The sequence below is a fragment of the Sulfitobacter sp. HI0129 genome (genome assembly GCF_001635395.1).
Taxonomy (GTDB): Bacteria; Pseudomonadota; Alphaproteobacteria; order Rhodobacterales; family Rhodobacteraceae; genus Sulfitobacter.
Genome location: NZ_LWGH01000960.1, coordinates 1 through 279, shown reverse-complemented (window position 1 = coordinate 279; position 279 = coordinate 1). Strand labels below are relative to the sequence as shown.

At 61.3% G+C, this 279-nt stretch carries 1 protein-coding gene; it reads right to left on the bottom strand.

Translation table 11 applies throughout. The features are described 5' to 3' along the window. Positions 1-279, bottom strand: a 279-nt coding sequence (locus A3764_RS21310) for an EamA family transporter (protein WP_150122376.1), incomplete at both ends; no start/stop codon positions are given.

Sequence of the window (279 nt, the reverse complement as noted above, 5' to 3'; positions counted from 1 at the left end):
AAGGAAGATGAGGTTATAGACCGCGAGCCCGAAGATCCCCGCCAGCAGGACTGCCACGCCGACCCATTGCAGAAAGGTGAACCGTTCGGCGAAGATCACATAGGCCCCCAGCACCGCAAAGAGCGGCCCGGTTCCGCGCACCACCGGATAGACCACCGTGTAGGCCCCCTTGGTATAGGCCCATGCCTGCAACAGCTTGTAGATCAGGTGGATGATCCCCGCCCCAAGGAAGATCAGCCACATGTGCGGCTCGGGCCATGGCACGACGAAAAGCGCGAA